This is a genomic window from Gordonia terrae, from assembly GCF_001698225.1.
In the GTDB taxonomy this organism is placed as follows: Bacteria; Actinomycetota; Actinomycetes; order Mycobacteriales; family Mycobacteriaceae; genus Gordonia; species Gordonia terrae.
The window spans coordinates 123,147-137,272 of sequence record NZ_CP016594.1; the positions used below are offsets into that span (position 1 = coordinate 123,147).

General features: G+C 65.1%; 11 protein-coding genes, 4 pseudogenes and 1 other annotated feature (1 of these 16 only partly in view). Of the genes and pseudogenes, 8 read left to right on the forward strand and 7 right to left on the reverse strand.

Annotated elements, in window-relative coordinates; genetic code table 11:
* Positions 1-40 (reverse strand) — a sequence feature (AL1L pseudoknot); it reaches 89 nt to the left of the window's first position.
* The 3 genes from BCM27_RS00640 to BCM27_RS00650 all read right to left on the reverse strand — a co-directional run bounded on the left by BCM27_RS00640 (position 1) and on the right by BCM27_RS00650 (position 2,978).
* Positions 1-318 (reverse strand): transposase, encoded by a 318-nt coding sequence (locus BCM27_RS00640; protein WP_004022138.1) that lies wholly within the window; start codon positions 316-318, stop codon positions 1-3. Its footprint overlaps the feature before it by 40 nt.
* A 270-nt stretch (positions 319-588) precedes the next feature.
* Positions 589-1,683, reverse strand: a complete 1,095-nt coding sequence (locus BCM27_RS00645) for a type 2 periplasmic-binding domain-containing protein (RefSeq protein ID WP_004022072.1) — start codon at positions 1,681-1,683, stop codon at positions 589-591.
* Positions 1,680-2,978 (reverse strand): LLM class flavin-dependent oxidoreductase, encoded by a 1,299-nt coding sequence (locus tag BCM27_RS00650; protein WP_068970850.1) that lies wholly within the window; start codon positions 2,976-2,978, stop codon positions 1,680-1,682. The genes BCM27_RS00645 and BCM27_RS00650 overlap by 4 nt, the downstream gene beginning before the upstream one ends.
* Before the next feature lie 29 nt (positions 2,979-3,007).
* Here BCM27_RS00650 and BCM27_RS00655 point away from each other — a divergent pair.
* The 5 genes and pseudogenes from BCM27_RS00655 to BCM27_RS00675 all read left to right on the forward strand — a co-directional run.
* Positions 3,008-3,490 (forward strand): annotated as a pseudogene (locus BCM27_RS00655) (IS630 family transposase); the annotation flags it as partial.
* 49 nt (positions 3,491-3,539) lie between these two features.
* Positions 3,540-4,513, forward strand: a pseudogene (locus tag BCM27_RS26005) (IS3 family transposase); the annotation flags it as partial.
* A gap of 28 nt (positions 4,514-4,541) precedes the next feature.
* A complete protein-coding gene (locus tag BCM27_RS00670; RefSeq protein WP_078114170.1) occupies positions 4,542-5,996 on the forward strand; it encodes an IS30 family transposase in 1,455 nt (484 codons plus the stop codon).
* A 4-nt stretch (positions 5,997-6,000) separates the two neighbouring features.
* A pseudogene (locus BCM27_RS25300) lies at positions 6,001-6,309 on the forward strand (integrase core domain-containing protein); the annotation flags it as partial.
* Positions 6,310-6,343: 34 nt separating this feature from the next.
* Positions 6,344-6,868 (forward strand): annotated as a pseudogene (locus tag BCM27_RS00675) (IS630 family transposase); the annotation flags it as partial.
* A gap of 486 nt (positions 6,869-7,354) precedes the next feature.
* Here BCM27_RS00675 and BCM27_RS25700 read toward each other — a convergent pair.
* Complete coding sequence (locus tag BCM27_RS25700; RefSeq protein ID WP_143953045.1) at positions 7,355-7,612, reverse strand: hypothetical protein; 258 nt, start codon at positions 7,610-7,612, stop codon at positions 7,355-7,357.
* Between BCM27_RS25700 and BCM27_RS00680 the strand changes: the two genes are divergently transcribed.
* Positions 7,611-9,050 carry a purine-cytosine permease family protein gene (locus tag BCM27_RS00680; protein WP_033206535.1) on the forward strand — a complete coding sequence of 480 codons (1,440 nt, stop codon included), beginning with the start codon at positions 7,611-7,613 and terminating at the stop codon, positions 9,048-9,050. The genes BCM27_RS25700 and BCM27_RS00680 overlap by 2 nt on opposite strands.
* A 124-nt stretch (positions 9,051-9,174) precedes the next feature.
* On the forward strand, positions 9,175-10,134 hold the full coding sequence (locus BCM27_RS00685) for a phosphotriesterase family protein (protein WP_004019703.1): 960 nt from the start codon (positions 9,175-9,177) through the stop codon (positions 10,132-10,134).
* A gap of 21 nt (positions 10,135-10,155) precedes the next feature.
* Here the strand turns inward: BCM27_RS00685 and BCM27_RS00690 are convergent, their stop codons facing one another.
* A complete protein-coding gene (locus BCM27_RS00690; protein ID WP_004019702.1) occupies positions 10,156-10,953 on the reverse strand; it encodes an SDR family oxidoreductase in 798 nt (265 codons plus the stop codon).
* A 265-nt stretch (positions 10,954-11,218) separates the two neighbouring features.
* Between BCM27_RS00690 and BCM27_RS00695 the strand changes: the two genes are divergently transcribed.
* Complete coding sequence (locus tag BCM27_RS00695) at positions 11,219-11,761, forward strand: dihydrofolate reductase family protein (protein ID WP_004019701.1); 543 nt, start codon at positions 11,219-11,221, stop codon at positions 11,759-11,761.
* Positions 11,762-11,879: 118 nt separating this feature from the next.
* Here BCM27_RS00695 and BCM27_RS00700 read toward each other — a convergent pair whose 3' ends face one another.
* Both BCM27_RS00700 and BCM27_RS00705 read right to left on the reverse strand, forming a co-directional pair.
* Positions 11,880-13,211: a TY-Chap domain-containing protein gene (locus tag BCM27_RS00700; protein ID WP_004019700.1), complete on the reverse strand. Its 1,332-nt coding sequence runs from the start codon at positions 13,209-13,211 to the stop codon at positions 11,880-11,882.
* 87 nt (positions 13,212-13,298) lie between these two features.
* Positions 13,299-14,111, reverse strand: a complete 813-nt coding sequence (locus BCM27_RS00705) for a hypothetical protein (protein WP_004019699.1) — start codon at positions 14,109-14,111, stop codon at positions 13,299-13,301.
* Positions 14,112-14,126 lie beyond the last annotated feature (15 nt).

Below are 14,126 nucleotides of genomic sequence, written 5' to 3' on the forward strand. Positions count from 1 at the left end.
TCAGCGCTGTGGGCGGTCGATCTCCGCCGCAAAGAAAGCCGAAGCCTGCTTCAAGATCGTGTTCGCTCGCCGCAGTTCACGGTTCTCCCGCTCCAACGCCGCGATGCGGTCAGCGTCCTCACTCGTGGTGCCCGGGCGGACCCCGCCGTCGATCTCGGCCTGACGAACCCAATTGCGCAACGCCTCGGGATGGACTCCGAGCTGATCGGCGATCCGCTTGATCGCACCTCTCGACGAATCGGGATCTCGTCGCGCTTCACATGCCATCCGGGTGGCCCGGTCCTTGAGTTCCTCACTGTACTTGCGTGGTGCTGCCATGCTCTCCATCCTTCACAGGTTCGAGAGCCTCCGACAGACCCGGGGCGGTTCAGACCGTCGGCCAATCTGCGCCCCAACCACCGTGCTCCTCGGGTACCGCGAGCGCCAGCAGACCACTTAGGCGTAAGTCCTCTTTCTCACGGGTGGCTGGCCCCCCATCGCGATCCCGTTCGACGATTCCCTCCCGCCAGCTTGCAGCAAGGTCTCGAGCCACCGCGAGAGGATCGCCCGCCCGCCGGTCGGTGGCCGCCGCCGTGTCGTCGGTGACTGTCATTCGTATTCTCCAATCGCTGATGTGCCGGCCGCGCATGTACGCAGGCTCGTCTGCAGAAATTCCGGGGCCGACCAATCAGTCAGGTCGATCGCCTTATCCACCAGATCGTGGTCGACCAGGTACCGCTGTGTCGCAGCAAGGACAGTGAGCGCATCGTGGTCGAGGGTGGGTACTAAGTTGTCGGTGAAGTGCTCGCCGAAACCGCGTGTCACCGCAGTCTCGCTAACACCGAGGTTGCGGGCATGAATCGCGACTGTCTCGGTCAGATGATCGCGCGCCCAGGAGCCTGCCCGGACCACCGTATCCACCAGATGCTGCACGAGTGACGGGTTCTTATCGACGAGTTGCGCGCTGATTGTCCAAACGCTGGCGTAGTGGCTTGTCCTGTCCAAGCTCAGGTCACGCAGCGGTCTAACACCGGTGAGGTCTTCGAACTCCGCGGACCACGGAAGCCAGCTGAATAGCGCATCGACCGTCCCCCCGGCAAAGACTTGTGCCTGATGGGCCCCGACGGCGGGAAAGAGGTCCGAACCGTTCACTGATGCCGATGCGCTGAGTCGGTCCTGCGGTAAGTCGACTCCCGCCGTCTCAATGGGTACGAGCTCGATATCGTTTACTGTTACGCCGGAGTGACGAAGGGTGTGCTGCAGGGCTCGCGCCTCCCAAGTGCCCAGTGCGACGAGAGTCTGGCGCCACGGGTCGAGCTGTCGGTAGTCACCAAGGTCGCCGCGCAGGATCCGGATTGCCGATGCGGATACGCCGACACGATGCCCCGCCAGTTGCTCCGGTGCGGTCAGGGTGGGGTCGGCCGCGTAAAAGCCCAGCTTTCCCTCGAACAGGGTGACGCCCAGGAGGCGTGTGCGACCCGGTGCACGCAGGCCCTCACTCACCAACGGCGGGATCTCTCCGCCGAATCGGGTGTAAGCGGGATGATCGTAGGTGAAGTGCAAGGAGCCCAGCGGCCCTCCCAGCACGTCCAGATTGATGCCAGCCTCGGCGAGCAACTGCGACTCGCGGCCAACCAGCAGGGCGTTGGGAACAGGGCAGTTGCTGTACGCGAGGGTGTGGACCGCTGAGCTGGTGTCGGTCACAGCGCCGCCGCCCCGCTTGGCAGTTCCAGGCCGAGGTGGTCGCGCAGCGTTGATCCCTCATACTCGTCGCGGAATACCCCACGTTCTTGCAACAGCGGCACCACCTGGTCGACAAAGTCCTCGTAAACGCCGGGCAGATAGGCGGCGGAGATGATGAACCCATCAGCCGCTCTCGCATCGAAGTACTCGACCAGTCTGTCGGCGATCTGGGTGGGCGTTCCTCCCCACTGCGGGACAAAACCCACGTTCGTGCCATAACGCTTTCCAAGGTCGGCCAGTGTCAGATCCTCGCCGTCGCTCGCAACCGTGGAGAACATGTGGAGCATGGTGGGGATGTGCGCGTCCCCCAAGCTCGCGACGATGTCGGAGTACTTCGCGTCTAGGGGGAAGGCGGACAAGTCGATTCCACTATGACTCGACAACGTCGACAGACCGACCTCGGGGTGGACGAGACCGTTGATGTATTCGAGGCGATCGCGTGCGATCGCCTCGGTCTCCCCAAGTATGGGCATGACAGCTGTGAAAACCTTCGTGGCGTCGGGGTTGCGACCCGCGGCACTCACTTGCCCCTTGATGTCCTGGTACGTGCGCTGCATCATCTCCAGCGTCGGCGAGATGCTGAACACGGCGTCGGCCCACTGGCCCGCGAAACGTCTACCGCGAGGCGACAATCCGGCCTGGAGGAGTACTGGCTCGCGCTGACTTGAAGGGGGGATTTGCAGGGGGCCGCGCACGTCGAACCAGTCACCACGGTGATCGACGTAATGAACTTTCTTAGGATCAGCGAACCGGCCGCAGATCTTGTCCAACAGCAGCGCATCATCGTCCCACGAGTTCCACAGCTTACGTACGACCTCGACGAACTCGTCCGCGCGGTCGTAACGGGTGTCGTGTTCAAGATGAGCATCGATTCCGAAGTTCTTTGCCTCTGAATCGTTCAGCGATGTCACGATGTTCCACGACACCCGCCCGTCGGACAGGTTATCCAGCGTTGCCAGGATACGGGCGACGTGAAACGGCGGGTAATACGTGGTGGAGATGGTGGCTCCAAGTCCCAACCGGTCGGTCACGGCGGCCATCGTCGCCACCACCGTGGCGGGCTCGAGTGCGATCGCGCCCTGGCCGCCCAGTCCGACGCCTGTTTGCAGATCATGGCCGTAGCTGTCCTCGACTGCGAGAGCATCCGGAAGGAAAAGAAGATCAAACTTTCCGCGTTCAAGGGTCTGAGCGATCTTCTTATAGTATGCACCGGAAAGAAAATCGTTAGTTGCTGCGGATCTAGTGTCCTGAGTCATTAATTTCCGTTCGGTTGTTAGGCTAGGGAATGGCAACCCGGGGTCCGCGAGCAGTGGATATTGTTCTGACTGATGACGAGCGCCGTGAGCTCGAAGGGTGGGCGCGTCGGCGAACGACGGCCTCGGGTTTGGCGATGCGCTCACGAATCGTTCTCGCCGCCGCTGATGGCGGTTCGAATACTGAAGTGGCACAACGACTCGGCCTCAATCGCAGTACCGTGCGGCGCTGGCGAGGCCGGTTCGTCGAGCACCGCTGCGAGGGGTTGCTCGACGAACCCCGGCCTGGGCGACCTCGCACCGTCGACGACGAGCAGATCAAAAACTTGATCACCGCGACTCTCGAGACCACTCCGAAGAATGCGACACACTGGTCGACGCGGGCGATGGCCGAGCATCTCGACATGTCACAGTCAACCGTGTCGCGTGTGTGGCGGGCGTTCGGATTGGCTCCGCACAAACAGGATTCGTGGAAGCTGTCGAGAGATCCCTTGTTCACCGAGAAGGTCCGTGAATCACCCCTGGTTTGATGCCGCTTCCTTCTGAGTCAGGAAGGATGAGCACATGCCTAAGAAGATCGATCCGGAGGTCCGTTCGAGGGCCTTGCGTTTGCTGGAGGCGCACGGCGGCGAGTACACGTCGTTGACTGCCGCGGCAGAGGCGATCGCCAAGCAGGTCGGTGTCGGTGGGGAGACGGTACGTCGGTGGGCCGTGCAGGCCCAGGTCGATGCCGGCGCCCGGTCGGGGACCACGTCGAAGGAGTCCGCTGAGATCAAGCGACTCAAGGCGGAGAACAAGCAATTGCGAGAGGACGTTGCCATTTTGAAAGCGGCGACGACTTTCTTCGCGGGGGAACTCGACCGCCGCAACCGATGATCGTGGCGTTCATAGATCAGATGCGCGCCAACGGTTTTGCGGTCGAGTCGATCTGTCGGGTCTTGCGTGAGCAGGGCTGCATGATTGCCGCACGAACCTACCGGGCATCGCGAACACGCACGCCTGCCGCTCGGACCGTCTCCGATGCCCACGTCGTCGATGCGGTGCGCACCGTGGTCTGGCGCACCGATGACGACGGCCGGCGGAAGATGACTCCGGAGGGCCTCTACGGGCGGGTGAAGATGCGCGCCCATCTGCATCGGACAACACTGCCCGGGGTGTCCTATGGCGCCGTTGATCGAGCGATGAAAGTGCTAGGCCACAACGGGATTCGAAGGTCCAAGGGAGTCCGTACGACCGTGCGGTCCGCTGATGGTGTACGTGCGGAGGATCTGGTGAATCGACAGTTCAGTGCCGTCGAGCCGAACCGGGTGTGGGTGACCGATTTCACCTACTGCCGGACGTGGGCGGGGTGGGTGTACGTGGTGTTCATCATCGACGTGTTCTCACGTCGGATCGTGGCGTGGCACGCCTCGACGTCGAAGACGGTGGAGCTGGTGACGGTCCCGCTTCGGATGGCGCTGTGGCAGCGGAAACGAGAGGGTCATCCGGTGAAAGCTGCTGAGCTGATTCATCATTCGGATGCTGGAAGTCAGGGCGGATTCAACTGGTCGTCGCAACACCATGATCATGGAGGTGTTTGCGGTGGCTACGGCGGACTGGAGTCGGAGGACCAGCGATGTGGCGGTAGGTGTTCGTCGGCAGTGGCGTGCTGATCGTGCACTTCGGCCGGCGATGCGATCGCCGGGGCGGCCGGAGCCGTCGCGGCAGGTGCAACGTGAGTTTTGGCGGGTGGTCGCGACGGGGGTGAGCACGGCACAGGCATCGATCGCTGTCGGTGTGTCGGTGCCGGTGGGTACACGCTGGTTCCGCCACGCTGGCGGCATGAGGCCGCTGAGTCTGGATGAGCCTTCGGGCCGCTATCTATCCTTCGCCGAACGGGAAGAGATCGCGCTGCTACGCGCCCAGGATCGTGGGGTGCGTGAGATCGCACGGTGGATCGGGCGGAGTCCGGCCACGATCTCGCGTGAGCTACGGCGCAACGCCGCAACCAGGAGCGGGAAGCTCGAGTATCGGGCGTTGGTGGCGCAGTGGAAAGCCCAGCAGGCCGCCAAGCGCCCGAAAACAGCGAAGCTCGTGGCCCACGTCGAGTTGCGGGAGTACGTACAGGACCGCCTGGCCGGCGTTGTCCGCCGTCCCGATGGCACGATCGCTGCGGGCCCCACGCCACCGCCATGGAAGGGGCTTAACAAACCGCACCGGGCCAACCGGCGGTGGTCGCTGGCGTGGAGTCCAGAGCAGATCTCCCAGCGTTTGAAGGTCGACTTCCCCGATGATGAATCCATGCGTATCAGTCACGAGGCGATCTACCAGTCCCTGTTCATCGAGGGCCGCGGCGCGCTCAAACGTGAGCTGGTCGCGTGCCTGCGCACCGGACGTGCACTGAGGGAGCCGCGGGCCCGCTCGCGCAACAAGCCGCAGGGTCACGTCACCTCCGATGTCGTGTTCAGTCAGCGCCCTGCCGAGGCCGAGGACCGTGCCGTCCCCGGGCACTGGGAGGGTGATCTGATTATCGGAACTGGGAGATCGGCGATCGGCACGATCGTTGAACGTCGTAGTCGTGCAACACTTCTGGTGCATCTGCCACGCCAGCAGGGCTGGGGTGAGCAGCCGCCTGTGAAGAACGGGCCCGCACTCGGTGGCTACGGTGCCATCGCGATGAATGCAGGACTGACAGCGTCGATCGCCGCGCTGCCGCAGCAGTTGCGCAAAACGTTGACGTGGGATCGCGGCAAGGAACTGTCCGCTCACGCCCAGTTCGCGATGGACACCGGAACGCAGGTGTTCTTCGCCGATCCGCACTCACCGTGGCAGCGACCATCCAACGAGAACACCAATGGTGTTCTGCGCCAATATTTTCCTAAGGGAACTGATCTGTCGCGGTGGTCAGCTGAGGACCTCGAGGCCATCGCCTACACCCTCAACAACCGTCCTAGAAAAGTCCTTGGATGGAAAACTCCCGCCGAAGTCTTTGGCGAACAACTACACTCGCTACAACAACCCAGTGTTGCATCGACCGATTGAACGCGCCCAGTACACATCGGTTACACTGACTGAGCGGCTGCGGCTCGAAGACATCGCCGCGTCGATCGGGTCGGTCGGAGACGCCTACGACAACGCTCTGGCCGAGTCGGTGAACGGGCTGTACAAGACCGAGTGCATCCGGACCACGATCTTCCACTCCGGCCCGTACCGGACGATCTCCGACGTCGAGTTCGCGACCGCTGGTTGGGTCGACTGGTACAACAACAGCAGGCTGCACTCGAGTATCGGCCAGATTCCCCCGACCGAGTTCGAAACGCTCCACTACGCTGGCCTCGGCCCCGAGGACCAGCCCACACTGGAGGCGGCACAAAACCCTAGGGTGATTCACCCAGCCGATCTTTCCCATGCTCCCGGGCACCCCGCAACGGGCCAGCCACGACTATGTGCGCAACGGCACCTCCAGTCTGTACGCGGCGTTGGACATCGCGTCGGGAAAAGTGATCGGTTCGCTTCACTCACGGCATCGGGCAACAGAATTCATCGGGTTTCTCCGCAAGATCGACGCCGAGGTGCCCGACGAGCTCGACGTCCACCTGGTCATGGACAACGCCTCTACCCACAAGACGCCCGCGGTCAAACGATGGCTGACCTCGCACCCACGATTCGTTGTCCACTTCACCCCGACGAGCTCATCCTGGATGAACCTCGTCGAACGCTGGTTCGCCGAACTGACCACCAAGAAGCTCCAACGCTCCACCCACCGCACCGTGAGAGCGCTCAACGCCGACATCAGAGCATGGATCGAGACCTGGAACGACAACCCCCGCCCCTACGTGTGGGTCAAGACCGCTGACCAGATCCTCGACTCCATCGCCCACTACTGCACACGAATTAATGACTCAGAACACTAGCGGGAATTATGTCATAACGTAGGTTATCGGCGAATCTTGGAGAAAATCAGGTCATTTCGTCATCAATGACGAAACTGTGGAGCAATCACGAACCGTTCGGCCGTCGAGGCGTTCTCCAAGCTGATCCTGCGGAACGAGTACACCCTCTCCGACGTCGAGAAGGTCATCGCCGGGGACACCGATGCCGTCGACGTGCCACCCGACTAGACCCCGTCCAGCGGTGGGCCGCGACCTCTCACGGTCGCGGCCCAGCGCCCCGGCCCCGCTCACACCCGCCACCTCGAGGAACCATCGTGACCATCACCGCCGAACTTTTCCCCCGCTGCGCCCTGCCCGGCTGCGCGATCCCCACCGACACCCAGGGCCACCCCTGCAGACAATGCCGCCGTGACCTCGGAACCCTCGTGCGCCACAACCCCGGCGGCCGCCGACGCCCAAACCGGCCGCGACCACGACGTCGCCCTGGCCTACCGGGCTTAAGAACAGCTACGCATCGCCGACGCCGCCGAACAACGCATCGCCCTCCAGATCGGTCAGCGCGAGAAGCCCGGACAGTCCAGTTGGCTGTGCGAGAAACGCCGAAGGTGTGACATTCTGTCCGTTCCGTACCCGAGGAGTGCGAACGTTCTGTAGGTATCGCGCGACGGGCGGTGCGACCACCATGGATGCACTGCGCATCGTCGCGCGCCATGCCCGAACGCACCCCGCCCAATCGGGGGCCGACACTTCCTGGACGGACTCCATGACCGCACTCGACGCCGCGACCCCGTCGGCACCCGGACCGGGCCATTCGGGCCCGCAGGCCGAGGCCGAACTCGAACTGATCCCCGAGTCCGCGAAGACCCATGACGTGCGCGGACAGTTCTGGATCTGGGCCGGTGCGAACATCGCGCCGATCAACTGGGTGCTGGGTGCACTCGGCGTCACGATGGGCCTCGGGCTGTGGGAGACGGTGGCGGTCCTCGTCGTCGGCAATGCCATCGGCATGACCATCTTCGGCGTCTTCGTCGTCATCGGTCAGCGCACCGGGGTCACCGGAATGGTGCTGTCGCGAGCCGTCTTCGGACGCCGCGGCGCCTACGTTCCCGCCGCCGTCCAGGCCCTGGTCTGCATGGGCTGGTGCGCGGTCAACACCTGGATCGTTCTCGACTTGGTGATGGCGCTGCTCGGCGAGATGGGACTCGTCGACCCGGACCTCGACAACAACGCCGCACGGATCGTCGTGGCCGCGGTCATCATGGGGATGCAGGTGACGATCGCGTGGTTCGGGTACCGGGTGATCTCCGCGTTCGAACGATGGACGGTGCCTCCGACGGTCGCGATCCTGCTCGTCATGACCGTCGTCGCGTGGGTCGGCCTCGACGTCGACTGGGGACAGACGACCGCTCCGGGGCTCACGGGATCGGCCCACATCGGAGCGATCACGGCGGTGATGACCGCGATCGGCATCGGCTGGGGTCTGACGTGGATCGGTTACGCCGGCGACTACTCGCGCTTCGTGTCCCGGGACGTCCCGTCGCGCAGGCTGTTTCTCGCCAGTGCACTCGGGCAGTTCATCCCGGTCGTCTGGCTCGGCGTGCTGGGTGCGTCCCTGGCGACATTGAGCGACTCCGCCGACCCGGGTGAGATCATCGTCGACGCCTACGGCGTTCTCGCACTGCCGGTTCTGTTGCTGGTGATCCACGGACCGCTCGCGACCAACATCCTCAACATCTACACGTGCACGGTGTCGACGCAGGCGCTCGACATCCGCGTCGACCGGCGCGTGCTGAACCTGATCATCGGCGTCGTGGCGATGGCGGTCGTCGTCTACTTCGTGCTCAACAGCGACTTCGCTACCACCATCGACTTCTGGCTGGTGTCGATCGTCGGCTGGTTGAGCCCTTGGGGCAGCGTTGTTCTCGTGCACTGGTTCCTGATCGCTCGGCAACAGATCGACGCCGAGAGTCTGTTCGCCGCACCGGCGGACAGCGTCCTGCCGATGGTCCGGCCGACCGCCCTCGTCGCACTCGCTCTCGGTGTCACCGCGACCTGGATGTTCATGTACGGGATGCTGCCGGCACTGCAGGGCCCCGTCGCCGTCGCCCTCGGTGGGATCGATCTGTCGTGGCTCGCCGGGGCAGTCGTTGCCGGCACCTCCTACTGGACCATGGAGAAACTCACCGCGCCACGCGCTGCCTGAAGCCCGTCCCGCCAGAGCCGAGGCGGTCGGCGGCGACGACGGGCGAAAGCCGCCTGCCGCATCAGGTCGTCGACTAGGGTTCGGCCCAGCGGGAGGTAACGCGGCCTCCTGATGAGGAGGTTTCATGGCCACCGTCCAGACCGCAACCGGCTCGATCGATTCCGCCGACCTCGGGAACGTGTTGGTGCATGAGCACGTCTTCATCGTCAACGAGGAATTCCGGCAGAACTATCAGGACGATTGGGACGAGGACGAGAAGGTCGCCGAAGCTATCCGCGACCTGACCGAACTGAAGGAACTCGGGATCGACACGATCCTCGACCCGACGGTTCTCGGTCTCGGCCGGTACATCCCACGCATCCAGCGGATTGCCGAACAGATCGACCTCAACATCGTCGTCGCGACCGGGTTGTACACCTACAACGACATCCCGTTCCAATTCCACTACGCGGGACCGGGAATGCTCTTCGACGTCCCGGAGCCGCTGGTCACCCTGTTCACTAAGGATCTCACCGAGGGCATCGCGGACACCGGTGTGCGGGCGGCTTTCCTCAAGTGCGCCATCGAATCCCAGGGACTGACACCGGGTGTCGAGCGCGTGATGCGCGCGGTGGGACAGACCAGCGCCCAGACCGGCGCGCCCATCACCGTGCACACCGATCCGCACAGTCAGTCGGGACTGGTCGCCCAGAAGGTCCTGGCCGAGGAAGGGGCCGACCTGACGAAGGTCGTCATCGGCCACTCCGGAGACAGCGTCGACCTCGACTACCTGATGAAACTCGCCGACGCCGGTTCCGTTCTCGGCATGGATCGTTTCGGGCTCGACCTCCTCCTGCCGTTCGACGAGCGCGTGAACACGGTCGCCGAACTGTGCAAGCGCGGCTATGCCGACCGCATGGCCCTCGCGCACGACGCCGCCTGCTTCATCGACTGGTTCGACCACGAGGCCAAGAAGCAGGCACTCCCGAAGTGGAACTATCGGCACATCAGTGAAGAGGTGTTGCCGGCGCTACGGGAACGCGGGGTGAGCGAGGCCGACATCACGACGATGCTCGTCGACGTGCCGCGACGCTACTTCGAGTAGCGGCGCGACACGGCGAGAGGGTCAGCGCAGGCTGCTCTGGTACCGGCGCATCCCGCGGAGCCACCGGTCGTAGTCGGCGCCCTTCTGGCGGTACATCTCGAGGACCTCGGGGTGGGGGAGGATGAGGAAGCGTTCGTCGGCTACGGCGTCGAGCACGATCGCGGCCACCGCCCCGGGCGTGAGCACCGTGCCCGCGGTCTCCACGGCGCGCTGCATCAGTCGTTGCTCCTCGGTGGCGGAATCACCTTCCGGCCGCAGCAGTTTGGTGTCGACGCCCATCGGGCAGAGGCAGCTCACCCGGATGCCGTCGTCGCCGTGGGTGATGTTGAGCCATTCCGCGAAGCCGACCGCCGCGTGCTTGGTGACCGAGTACGGGGCGTTGCCGATCTGCGTGAGCAGACCCGCGGCCGACGCCGTGCTGACGAAGTAGCCGGTCCCTCGTTCCACCCAGTCCGGGACGAGGCGCCGAGCTGCTCGGATGTGGGCGCGGAGATTGACGTCCAGCGTGAGATCCCACACCGCCTCGGCGGTGTCGACACCGCCACCCACACCCACGCCGGCATTGGCGAAGTAGAGATCGACCGGGCCGAACGTGTTCTCCGCCAGCCGGACCGCGGCGTCGATGTGTTCGTCGGATGAGGCGTCACCGCCGATCGCGGTCGTCGAATCCCCCAGTGAGTCGGCGACGGCCAGGGCGCCGGACTCGTCGAGATCGGTGACGACGACCTTCGCGCCCGCATCGACCAGCGCATGCGCGATCGCCGCGCCGATACCCGCACCGCCACCCGTGACGATGGCCACCTTGCCTGCGACGTCCATGGATCTCCTTCGATCGCCGATGTGTGGGTCCAGAGTTACCAGACGCGAGGGCTTCGACAAGCTCAGCCGGCGGGATGGGGCTCAGCCCTTCCGCTCGCTAATCCGAAAGAAGCGACCCCCATTGCTCCCTGAGGTGTGAGGAGCGATAGCGACGAGCCTCGAAGGGGCCCGACAAGGGCACGACCCTTCTCGAAGCCGATGACTTTTCCGCCGCCCCACGGTCTGACATCGTGACGTTCACCGCGACGAGACGAGAGGCCACACCATGGGAAAGATCCACGTCCACGAGTTCATCACCCTCGACGGCAGCTACGAGGACCCGAGCTTCACGATGCCGTATGGATTCGCCGACGGGATGGGCGAGCTGCTCGGTTCCTTCATGTCCGACTGCACCGGAATACTGCTCGGACGCAACACCTTCGAGATGTTTGCCCCGGCCTGGGCGCACCGGACGGTCGACGACGATCCCGGTGCGCCGTTCTTCAACGACACCACCAAGTACGTGGTGTCCTCGACCCTCGACGACGCGGCTGCCTGGCAGAACTCGGAGATCATCGGCGCCTACGACGCCGACCGGATTCGCGAACTTAAGAAGGATCGCGACCTCTACATCAGCGGGAGCGGCACCCTCGTGCGGGCGTTGCTGCGCGACAAGCTCATCGACGAGCTGCACCTGCTGGTGTACCCCGTGGTCCTGGGGAGCGGTGCCCGCCTCTTCGACGGTCTGGCCGATCTGCCTCTCACGCTCGTCGGCACAGACGTCTTCGACAACGGCGTCGTACACCTCTCGTACAGCTCCACCGACTGAGCGGTCGCGATCCTCGGCGGAGATGGCGCCGGAGTTCGTCGAAGGCGCAGCGGCCCTTCGTGGCTCGTCGCTTGCGCTCCTCGCACCTCAGGGAGCAGAGGGGGTCGCTCCTTTCGGACTAGGGAGCAGGGGGGCGTTGCGACGGCTCCGATGCCCCGTCAGCGAGGTCCATGGCGCTGAGGAGCAGGCGGGCGACGCGGGCGTAGGCCTGGTGCTCGGCCTCGCACAGTGCGATCTCCTCGGCGCCGAGCTCGGCATTGCGGGCTGTCGTCAGATTGTCCATCCACTCGCGCATCTCGGCGGCACAGATGTCGAAGAACTCGTGCACACGCTCCCGATCCCGGTGGCACGCCGCGAGAACCGTCGTCGGGGACAGCTTGTTGTCGAGCTTCTGGTTGACCCGCAGGAGACTGAGCAGGGCGCCGGGCAACCGATCGCCGCGGCGGCGATGATCCAGTTTCGGCTGGCTGCCGAGCCGCCTGATCATGTCGCCGCGGGCCGACCTGGCGAAGTCGTCCCAGCGCCGGAGGGCGGCATCGAGGTTCGCGGGACTGAACACCGCGACGTCGATCCGGCGCTGCGCGTACACGAGTCCGTTGCGTACGACCACCGCGACTTCGGGCCATCGCGGGGAGAACTCCGCGACCACCATCCCGAGCAGCGAGGGTGCGGGCACCGACGAGCTGAGGATGGTCACGATCTCCAGCGAGCGGGCATCTCGGGTCGGTCGTAACAGCGAGGTGCCCGTCGACCGCAGGAAGATGGCCTTGCGCGGACTGACCACGGCGGGACGGCCCGCCGCGGTCATCGCGGCGCGGACCAGTTCGACGAGATGGTCTTTCGACTGCGGGATCACCCCGCCCTCCGCGGGGGCGTCGACGAATCGGGGCGGCGCGGTGAAGCGGAGTGTGTCGGCGTCGGTGATGCGGACGGTGTCGTCGGGATCCTCGCCGACCACGCGGCTCGACTCCGATGACCGGGCCTGGTCCCGCTCGGCGTCGAGATCGTCTGCGGGCAGAGGTGAGTGGTGGCGGGCGAAGGACGGGTCGCCGATGCTGACGAATGACGGATGGATGACACCCCACACCTCGCGCAGGGCCCGCACGGCGGCGTCGGCGAGGTCGGCGAACCGGAGGGGGTCGACCTCGAAACAGAAGGCGCTCCGACCTTCGAGCCGACACCAGCCGCGGTCGACGATGTAGGTGGCCTGTCGCATCCACCGGTCCTTGTCGGTCCAGGTGAGGTCACCCGCGGAGATGGTGCAGCGGAGGCGTTCGGTCGACCCGAGGGTTCCGGTCACCGCAAAGGTCATCCGTCGACGCCATCCCCCGGCGGCCGCCTCGACGATGGCGAGACTCTGACCCGGCAGGAGGCGTGGCACCCGGACCGCGAGAGTGTCGGCGAAGTCCCGCCAGGCCGCCTCGAGGACGGCGTCGAAGTCGGGGGACATGCGGGTTCCTCCTGGGCGGGACGTACGCGGACCGGATCCGAATAGTACGACGCGGAGCAGACACCCGGGGCGACACCCGCGACAGAACTAGCGGGGTGCCGAGTGCTCGACCGTCTCGTCGAAGACGGGGTGCCAGGGAAGGCTGTGCGCGGCGTAGTCGGCGCTCGTCGGCGCGGCCCGCGGCACCGGTTCACCGGTCATCGACCTCCATGCGATCGAGTTGACGATGCGGACCGTGGCGGCGTCGGAGATCGTCGGGTGCCAGGTGTCGACGGACTCGAGCGGACCCGTCACGAGCGGCGCGGCGAGGCGGGGATGCGCTCGTTCTCGTTCGGCTCGAGAGATGTCGCAGAGCACGCAGGTGCCGGGCGCTGACGGACGATGGCGTCGTCGCCGGGCCCACGCGTCGGCGCGCATCGGGATGACGGCCAGCTGCACGAGCGTCCCGAGTCGGCCGCCGTCCCCGACGGTGTGCGTCGAGGGGGCGAGGAACTGCTGATCGTCGAATCCACCGCCGGCCGGCCCCCGGTGCGAGGCGAGCGACGGTTGCGTGGGGACTTCGAGATAGTCGCCGGCGTCGAAGTCCGGCACCCCGGTGAACACCTCACCGCTGATCGCGTTGACACCGTCGACGCCGACCATCACCAGGAACGGATGCAGGTGCGGCGAGGAGAAATCCAGCCAGGTGGCCTCGGACTGCCACATCGGGATCGTCGCGTGTGCGTCCCCGTCGGGAGAGCCCTGGGCGAGGCGCAGGGCGCCGTCGCCGCCGGCCGAGCCGCATCCTCCGACCGGGTCGGGGGTCCGCAGCGTTCGCTGGAACGTGACGTGCAAGCGCGCGTCGCGACCGAGTTCGGGAAAGGTGAACGTGAGCGCGCCGCGATCAGTGGTGATGGCCATGCGAGGGCTCCGATC

Coding starts and splice junctions, on each gene's coding strand:
- BCM27_RS00650 (WP_068970850.1), bottom strand. CDS start 2,978: ATGACTCAGGACACTAGATCCGCAGCAACTAACGATTTTCTTTCCGGT.
- BCM27_RS25700 (WP_143953045.1), bottom strand. CDS start 7,612: ATGGAGTCCGTCCAGGAAGTGTCGGCCCCCGATTGGGCGGGGTGCGTT.
- BCM27_RS00705 (WP_004019699.1), bottom strand. CDS start 14,111: ATGGCCATCACCACTGATCGCGGCGCGCTCACGTTCACCTTTCCCGAA.
- BCM27_RS00700 (WP_004019700.1), bottom strand. CDS start 13,211: ATGTCCCCCGACTTCGACGCCGTCCTCGAGGCGGCCTGGCGGGACTTC.
- BCM27_RS00695 (WP_004019701.1), top strand. CDS start 11,219: ATGGGAAAGATCCACGTCCACGAGTTCATCACCCTCGACGGCAGCTAC.
- BCM27_RS00690 (WP_004019702.1), bottom strand. CDS start 10,953: ATGGACGTCGCAGGCAAGGTGGCCATCGTCACGGGTGGCGGTGCGGGT.
- BCM27_RS00685 (WP_004019703.1), top strand. CDS start 9,175: ATGGCCACCGTCCAGACCGCAACCGGCTCGATCGATTCCGCCGACCTC.
- BCM27_RS00640 (WP_004022138.1), bottom strand. CDS start 318: ATGGCAGCACCACGCAAGTACAGTGAGGAACTCAAGGACCGGGCCACC.
- BCM27_RS00670 (WP_078114170.1), top strand. CDS start 4,542: ATGGAGGTGTTTGCGGTGGCTACGGCGGACTGGAGTCGGAGGACCAGC.
- BCM27_RS00680 (WP_033206535.1), top strand. CDS start 7,611: ATGACCGCACTCGACGCCGCGACCCCGTCGGCACCCGGACCGGGCCAT.